Source organism: Flavobacterium aquidurense, from assembly GCF_002217195.1.
GTDB classification, from domain to species: Bacteria; Bacteroidota; Bacteroidia; order Flavobacteriales; family Flavobacteriaceae; genus Flavobacterium; species Flavobacterium frigidimaris.
Genome location: NZ_MUGR01000074.1, coordinates 1 through 5,929, shown reverse-complemented (window position 1 = coordinate 5,929; position 5,929 = coordinate 1). Strand labels below are relative to the sequence as shown.

General features: G+C 28.2%; 7 protein-coding genes. All 7 read right to left on the bottom strand.

Features of this window, described 5'->3' with window-relative positions; translation table 11 throughout:
- Window positions 1–617: 617 nt before the first annotated feature.
- The 7 genes from B0A67_RS24290 to B0A67_RS24260 all read right to left on the bottom strand — a co-directional run bounded on the left by B0A67_RS24290 (window position 618) and on the right by B0A67_RS24260 (window position 5,812).
- Complete coding sequence (locus B0A67_RS24290) at window positions 618–1,133, bottom strand: hypothetical protein (RefSeq protein ID WP_072965305.1); 516 nt, start codon at window positions 1,131–1,133, stop codon at window positions 618–620.
- Between the two features lie 4 nt (window positions 1,134–1,137).
- On the bottom strand, window positions 1,138–1,695 hold the full coding sequence (locus B0A67_RS24285; protein WP_072965304.1) for a hypothetical protein: 558 nt from the start codon (window positions 1,693–1,695) through the stop codon (window positions 1,138–1,140).
- 3 nt (window positions 1,696–1,698) lie between these two features.
- Complete coding sequence (locus tag B0A67_RS24280) at window positions 1,699–3,885, bottom strand: Helicase associated domain protein (protein ID WP_072965303.1); 2,187 nt, start codon at window positions 3,883–3,885, stop codon at window positions 1,699–1,701.
- A gap of 12 nt (window positions 3,886–3,897) precedes the next feature.
- Window positions 3,898–4,302 carry a hypothetical protein gene (locus B0A67_RS24275; protein ID WP_072965302.1) on the bottom strand — a complete coding sequence of 135 codons (405 nt, stop codon included), beginning with the start codon at window positions 4,300–4,302 and terminating at the stop codon, window positions 3,898–3,900.
- A gap of 18 nt (window positions 4,303–4,320) precedes the next feature.
- Window positions 4,321–4,926 (bottom strand): hypothetical protein, encoded by a 606-nt coding sequence (locus B0A67_RS24270; RefSeq protein ID WP_072965301.1) that lies wholly within the window; start codon window positions 4,924–4,926, stop codon window positions 4,321–4,323.
- Between the two features lie 261 nt (window positions 4,927–5,187).
- Window positions 5,188–5,589 (bottom strand): helix-turn-helix domain-containing protein, encoded by a 402-nt coding sequence (locus tag B0A67_RS24265; RefSeq protein WP_072965300.1) that lies wholly within the window; start codon window positions 5,587–5,589, stop codon window positions 5,188–5,190.
- Window positions 5,590–5,623: 34 nt separating this feature from the next.
- Window positions 5,624–5,812, bottom strand: a complete 189-nt coding sequence (locus B0A67_RS24260; protein ID WP_072965299.1) for a type II toxin-antitoxin system HicA family toxin — start codon at window positions 5,810–5,812, stop codon at window positions 5,624–5,626.
- Window positions 5,813–5,929: the final 117 nt, after the last annotated feature.

The following is a 5,929-nucleotide window of genomic DNA, read 5'->3' as shown; positions in this document are numbered from 1 at the left end:
TCCGAAAAAGATTTGCTTTTAAACTCAATTATATCATTTGTTAGATTTAGATTTTGAAGCCTTTAAAATAAAACCGATATCCAATTTTTATTTTCGAAAATTGGAGATCTTCCGCTCTTTTTTTTATTTGCTCGAGAAGACTAAAAATTTTTTGTATTTCATCTTCCGTTGAGTTTGAGTTTTTCGCCTTTAAAACTGAACCCTACATTTAAAAATGGTTTTTGTAAGCAATCAGGACAAGTTTAAATTTAGTGTTCTTGGCTTCTGAGAGGAACGAACAGAAGTCTTAGAACTCTTTTTAAGGCTTGGACTGTAATTGTGTCTAAAATCATTTTTAAAACCTTTGTTTGGTTTTATGGCTAAAATTCGAACTGGAAGAGGAAATTAAAAATTTTGAGGATTCGAGAACAGCAAATAAAATCAATAATCACTTTTTTATGCAGCGCTTTTGCCCTGCGAAATTTTTATGTAGCCGGGCGAAAGTGGCAGCATAAAAATATCCTTGTTTTTATCCTGGTTAATTGGCTACACTTGGCCAAAATTAACCAAGAATAAAAACCCCTGTGAAGCTTGACAAATCGGGAGAAGTTCGGGCGCAAATTGGAGAGTGTTTTTTTTCAAAACTTTAAAAATAATTCATTTATTAAGAATTGCCATCTGCTCAAATTTTTTATTTTTTCAAGATATTTTATTCCTTTTCCAATAAGGAATTTATTTTCTTTATCCTGAGCGTATATCAATGCATCGTTTTGTTGCTTTTCACTTTTTATTTTTGAAATTTCTTGGTAACTATAAGAAGTTCTCAAACCGTTATAAGTAATTTTAGATTCTTCATCCACATAATTATAATATTCATCAGCAGTTAAACCCGATTTTTCCACTAATTCAAGAATCGAATAATTAAGCAAATCACTAGTTTCAAAACACAAAGAACAAATATTAGTGTCTTGAAGAAAGTTATTGTATTGTTTAAAATCTCCGTTTTTGTTTCTACAACTCTCGCAAATATCTACTTTTCTTTCACTAGGAAAATTTTGAATAATTTGATTAATTTTTAAAATCTTATTTTCAACGGAAAGATTAATAAAACTCACATTTTTAAAGTCCTCAGTTGTTTTAATATTATCGGTCATAATCTTATTTTTTATAAATTTTCTTCATTGTTTCTTCATAAGAATAGAGTTTCAGTAACTCAAGGTATTTTTTAGCCTTGGGAAGATATTCTTCTGTAGACATAGCCATTCTGCTAAATACTCTAAACAAGTCAATATATTCATCAGGAAAATGAAGCCAAAAGCCATGTCTGAAATTTTTTTCATCCTCTAAAGTATAATCTCCTTTTTCTATAGTTTCGATAAACTTTTCCAAAAAATCTAATTGAACCTCTTTAGTACTTTCTTTTCGGGTTTCCTCTTCAAACGACATTCTTTCTCCATCGTATTCTTCTTCTATTTTCAAAGATTCAGACATCACATGGGCATCATTTATTTTGCTCAATCGTAGTTTAAGCTCTTCTATTGAAAGTGAACTTTCAAAAGTCACAACTACATCAGGAATACCTTTTTGGATTGGTTCTACTTTAAAAAAGCAAATACTTAAGGAATTATCTAAAGCAAAATGATAAGCATCACTTGCTAGTTCGGCACGGCATTTATAAGAAATTAGATTCGTTGATTTCTGTTTTTCGTTTTTCATATTTTATAGATTTATATTTTCAAAAAAATCGGGTGAAATTTCAAGTAGTAAATCAATTCGTTCTTTAGATAAGGTATTCTTATTAAAATTCGTTTTCTGATTTGAAAGCCAATACCCAAGTTTTCCTTTACTTGATGGCTGTTTATTATTTTTCTCTACATATTCCTTTAATTCTAGGTATTTATCATTCCAAGCTTTATCAAAACTATTTTCAAAAAAATCGGGTGAGATTTCAAGTAGTAAATCAATTCGTTCTTTAGATAAGGCATTCTTATTAAAATTTACTTTCTGAGTACTAATCCATATTCCTAAATCACTTTTACTAATAGGTAGTTTTTTATTTCTCTCAAAATATACTTTTAATTCATTTCTTTTTTTATGCCAATTAGAATCCGCCTGATTTATTTGAAAGAAATCAGGGGTAATATCAAGTAGTAAATCAATTTTTTCTTGAGAGAGAATTTTTAATTTATAAGATTGTTTTTGTGTATAAGCCCAGATACCCAAGCTACCTTTATTTTGTGAGGGTATCTCGTTATTTAAATTAAAATGATTTTTTAGTTCCTTGTGTCTTTTTAACCAACTAGGGAAGTCCTTTTTTCTTTCAAAGAAATCAGGGGTAATATCAAGTAATAAATTAATTTTTTCTTGAGAAAGGTTTTCACTATTATATAAATTTTTTACCCTATGAACAAATCCCCCTAGTATTCCATCTCTAGCAACGGGAATAGTATTGTGTTTGCTGAAATAAATTTGAAGTTCTTTAAATCTTTTTAACCATAAATCTTCAATTCTATCAAAGAAATTGGGTGTAATTTCAAGTAGTAAATCAATTCTCTCTTGAGAAAGTTTATCCTCTTTAAAAAGGAACCTCTGTCTAACTATCCAATTTCCTAATATACTATTTTTTTTATTTGGAAGCTTCTGTTTCTGATTGAAAAAATTCATAACCTCTTGATATCTAATCTCCCAACTTTCAATTTTAAATGAATCAATAACATCACTAAAATCTTTGATTTCATCATAAAAATCAATTACCAGACTTAAATCTATAGCCTTTGTAAAACCTTTCTCTCCGAAACTTTCAAAAGCTTTTTTAGCAAAAACATTTCCCCCGTAAGACAATTTAAAATTATTAATTAAATCAATAATCAAAGGTTGCTCTAATTGCTTTGTATGGAATACTCTTCCTAATTGCTGAAAATAGATAATAGGGCTTTCAGTATCTCTAAAAAAGATGCACGTATCTGTCCCATCAACGTGCAATCCCTCGTTAAGCATATTAACAGAAAATAACACACTTGCTTGCTCTACATCTTTTCTAAAAGTCGAAATGGTTTCAAAATTTGTTTTCTCAGGCAAATCTGACCCAACAGAATAATAATCAATTTTCGATTTATAAATTTTATTTAAAATAGGTTTCAGTAATTTTAAAGCTTCTTCTCGATGCTCGGTATCTCTACAAAAAACAAGGATTTTTTTGCGGTCTACATTCAAATGTTTTTTAAGTATCGTATCAATTCCTTTTGAACTATTCCAGTTAATTTCTACCGAACGTAATCGCTCTAACTCTTGATTTTTTTTAATATCATCAAGATTAGATTTTTGAATCTTATTTCTTGTCTTACTAAGGATATCGCTATAATTATACAAAGTAGTAACATACTTAGGTTTTTTGTGTATTCCTCGCAAAATAGCTTCTCCCAATGGCAATTCCGAAGCAATATTATTATCAAATAATTCTTCTGCCATATTTCGGCTATCATCTAAATAACGAATAGGTGTAGCTGAGGTTCCTAAAACTTTAGCTTTCGGATTGGCTGTTAAAACATTAAGAACCGCATTTCCCCATTTTGTAGCACCTACCCTATGAAATTCATCTAAATAGATAAAGTCAAGGTTTAAAAATTCTTCTTCAAAATCCTCTTTATCTAAAAGATAAGCATAAGACTGGAATAATACTTTTTGCGAAATAGCTTTAGCTAAATGCTTTTTTATTTCTTCAAATATAAAAGTACTGGGAGAAAGAAATAAATGTTTAGCATTTGGATTTTCCTCAATATTCTTAGAAATAACTAAAGATTTCCCCGTACCTGTTGCATGGATAATACACGTTCTATTAGTCGTTTTCCAAGCCGTTTTAACAGCATTTAAAGCGTTTAAATTGTGTTCGAATAGTAAAATAGACATAGTGTATGATTCTTAGTTAATTTTAAATTTCTTGATAGAATAAAGAGTATAAATTCCCAAAATAGCAATCACTCCTGAAAAAAAACAGAGAACAGAAGTTTCACTAAAAAAACTAGTTAAATAATAAATAATGAGGATTATAGAGAGAAAGGAAAGAAAAAAAAGAAGCCCTATTGCTTTTCTTGCTAAATTATTCTTCTTAAGATTATTGATTTTATCAATTGAAGCATATTTAAAAAAGTAAAGCTTTAAATACAACGTAATTAAAATAAGTGTAAAAAGAATACCTACCGCACCCCATAATAAATAAACATAATATTGTGAAGCTAAGAAAGAATCTAAGAATTGAATAGGAGGTGTAGAATTTAAATCTATTTTAGAATCGTTTAAATTAGCAATATTAATTGTGTTTTTCATATATATTAAATTTAAAAATTAACGTGGAAAATCATTAATAATAGTGTTTTTAGAAAGCCATTTTGATACTCGGTAATAAGTAGATTTTGCTATGTTAAATTCCTTACAAACATCATCTACATTTTTTTTTGTATTCAGCAACTCAATTCTTACTTTGTGAGTTTTTAATATTGATTCTTCTTCAGGTCTATCAGGTCTACCAACTTTATTTTTAGAACCTGATTTGTTTTTTTTCTGTGCCATTTCTACTAAAAAATCTATGATAACTTCCTCACTATCCAATTCTTCAAAACCATCTTTAATCTTAAATAGTCTTCCTGAAAAAACTGTACATGTTTCTTTTGCATCAGGGAGTAAAAGTATTTGTGAGTAAGTAAAGACAAGTGCATCATATTTTTTAAATTCATCAACTAAAATCAAATTCCCTATATCCTGTTCAAAATAAAATAAGGTTTCCTTATAATAAGCATCGTAGCCTTTACTTACCGCCTCCTTACCAAAGGAACTAGCATAATCAATCTGATTACGCCACATTGTATTAATAAAAAAATCAAATATTTGTTCAATTTCTTCTTTTGTTGCTAGTCTTTTAACATAGCCTAAACTTTCAAGTTTTTGATTCATAATAGAAATATCTAATAAGTAAAACAATTTATGAAACAAATATATAAATAATAATCGAAACAAATTTCGAAACTAATTTTTATTTAAATAAAGAGGACTGGTTGTCCTCCTTATTTGCTTACTCAAAGATAAACTATATATATCATATATACTAATTATTTATATAGTATTTTTAAATTAAATTACATTTTTTTAAGTACTGATAAAAAGAAAGACTCCCTAAATAGAGAGTCTTTTAAAAATCAAAAGTTTGTCAGTTAATCAAATAAACTCGACTTGGTTTAATTCCTTACCAAATTCATGTAATTTCTTTTCTATCTTAAGAACTGTTGTTTTGGACGGCTTTCTTCTTCCTGTTACATAATGACTTAATTGTCCTTGATTTACACCTGTCAACCTCTCTAAACCTGCCAAAGAAATAATATTTCCATAATACTCTAGAAAAGATGCTATATCATAAGAAAATTCAAACTCACATTCTATAAAGTTTTTATTTTCTTCTTTATAATATTCTTTCATTTCCTGATATGAATTTAAAAAATCCTCTTTTGCTTCTTCAACAGTTTTCCCGTCTCCAACAATTCCAAAAGGTATATTATCAGAGCCTATATAAGCTCCATAACTTCCATCTGTTCCTCTTTCAATAATAACTTTTGCCTTCATAAAACTTGTTTTAATAACTTTTAAAATTCCCCGATTACTTCTTTAATCCTGAATCTCGTAAAATACTTTGTAATGTTCCAAACTTAACTTCTTCACTCTTATGGTGGCTTGTTTGAAATTCTTTTTCTGTAGTTGGACTATACCAAATAGGATGTTTTTTACCATCTTTTATCCAATAACAGCCAGCCTTTTTAAGCTTACGCTCTAATTCCGAATATTTCATAGAACAATCATTTAATCATATCGCAAAGATACGAATATTAATATCATTTTGACAAGTAAAATTATTATATTTTCCTTATTTGCTTACACAAAGATATACTATATATATCATATATAC